This window comes from Streptomyces phaeochromogenes, assembly GCF_001418655.1.
GTDB lineage: Bacteria > Actinomycetota > Actinomycetes > Streptomycetales > Streptomycetaceae > Streptomyces > Streptomyces phaeochromogenes.
On the sequence record NZ_LIQZ01000578.1, the window covers coordinates 1 to 1926 of the forward strand.

At 72.6% G+C, this 1926-nt stretch carries 2 protein-coding genes; both read left to right on the top strand.

From position 1 onward, the window contains the following. A partial coding sequence (locus AOK17_RS46075; RefSeq protein WP_055618619.1) for a CbiQ family ECF transporter T component occupies positions 1–852 on the top strand: 852 nt, incomplete at its 5' end. Continuing rightward, positions 849–1926, top strand: a 1078-nt coding sequence (locus AOK17_RS46080; protein WP_245697835.1) for an ATP-binding cassette domain-containing protein, incomplete at its 3' end; no start/stop codon positions are given. The genes AOK17_RS46075 and AOK17_RS46080, both read left to right, overlap by 4 nt.

Sequence of the window (1926 nt, forward strand, 5' to 3'; positions counted from 1 at the left end):
CTCCTCACCCTCCCCGAACTCCCCCTCCCGGACTGGGCGGAGGGCATCCGCATCGGAGGTCGAGTCACCGCGGAAGGCCTGACCTTCGCCCTCTACGACGGCCTGAAACTCGCCACCCTCCTCATCTGCGTAGGCGCCGCGAACGCCCTCGCGAACCCGGCCCGCCTCCTCAAATCCCTCCCAGGAGCCTTGTACGAAGCGGGAGTCGCCGTAGTCGTGGCCCTCACCTTCGCCCCGAACCTGATCGCGGACGTCCAGCGCCTGCGCGCCGCCCGGCGCCTCCGAGGCCGCCCGGACAAGGGCCTGCGCGGCCTGCTCCAGGTCGGACTCCCGGTCCTGGAAGGCGCGTTGGAGAGGTCCGTCGCCCTCGCGGCGGCGATGGACGCACGCGGCTACGGACGCACGGCGGACGTACCGCGAACCGTCCGCCGCACCACCACCGCACTCACGCTCGGCGGCCTGGTCGGCGTCTGCGCCGGAACGTACGGCCTGCTCACCGCGGAGGGCGGCAGCTACGGCCTGCCCGTACTGCTCGCCGGACTGGCAGCGGCCCTCGCCGGCCTGTGGCTCGGCGGGCGCCGCTCGCTGCGTACGCGCTACCGGCCGGACGCGTGGGGCGTACGCGCATGGCTGGTCGCCGCGTCCGGCGCGGCGGTCGCGACGCTGCTGATCGTCTACGCCTCCTACGCCCCGTCCAACTCGGCGGCCCTGCACCCCGGTGTCGTCCCGCTGACCGCACCGACGCTCCCCCTGTGGCCGGCGGCGGCGATCCTCCTGGGCCTCCTCCCCGCCTTCATCGCCCCCGCACCCGAGAACACCCGCCCCGAGAACACCCGCAAGGAATCCTCATGATCCGCTTCGAGAATGTCTCCGTGACATACGACGGAGCGGCAGGGCCGACCGTCCAGGGCATCGAACTCACCGTCCCCGAGGGCGAGTTGATGCTGCTGGTCGGACCGTCAGGGGTCGGCAAGTCGACGGTGCTCGGCGCGGTGAACGGGCTGGTCCCGCACTTCACGGGCGGCACCCTGCGCGGCCGTGTGACGGTGGCGGGCCGTGACACCCGAACCCACAAGCCGCGCGAACTCGCGGACGTGGTCGGCACGGTGGGCCAGGATCCGCTGTCGCACTTCGTGACGGACACGGTCGAGGACGAACTCGCGTACGGAATGGAGTCGTTGGGCCTCGCCCCCGACGTGATGCGCCGCCGCGTCGAGGAGACGCTCGACCTGCTCGGCCTCGCCGACCTCCGCGACCGCCCCATCTCCACGCTCTCCGGCGGCCAGCAGCAGCGCGTCGCGATCGGCTCGGTCCTCACCCCGCACCCCAAGGTCCTGGTCCTCGACGAACCGACCTCGGCCCTCGACCCGGCCGCAGCGGAGGAGGTACTCGCCGTCCTCCAACGCCTCGTCCACGACCTCGGCACGACGGTCCTCATGGCCGAGCACCGCCTGGAACGCGTCATCCAGTACGCCGACCAGGTCGCCCTCCTCCCCACCCCTGGCGCCCCTCTCGTGCTGGGCACACCGTCCGAGGTCATGGCCGTCTCCCCGGTGTACCCGCCGGTGGTGGCGCTGGGCCGCCTCGCCGGTTGGTCGCCCCTGCCGCTGACGGTGCGGGACGCCCGCCGACGGGCGGGCGCACTCCGGGAGCGGCTGGAGACCACCACGTACCAACCGACGAACACGTACGCGAGCACCACAGCGCCGCCACTCCCGACAGAAGCCACCCCGACGCCTGCCCAACGCCCCCGCCTGTTCCGCAAGCGCACCCCCGATTCCGAGCCCCCAACCCCAACTCCCCACCCCTCGGCAACAGTTGCGAACCTCTCCGTCCGCCGCGGACGTACCGAAGTGCTCCACTCCGTCACGCTCACCGTCGACCCGGGCGAGACCGTCGCCCTCATGGGCCGCAACGGCGCCGGCA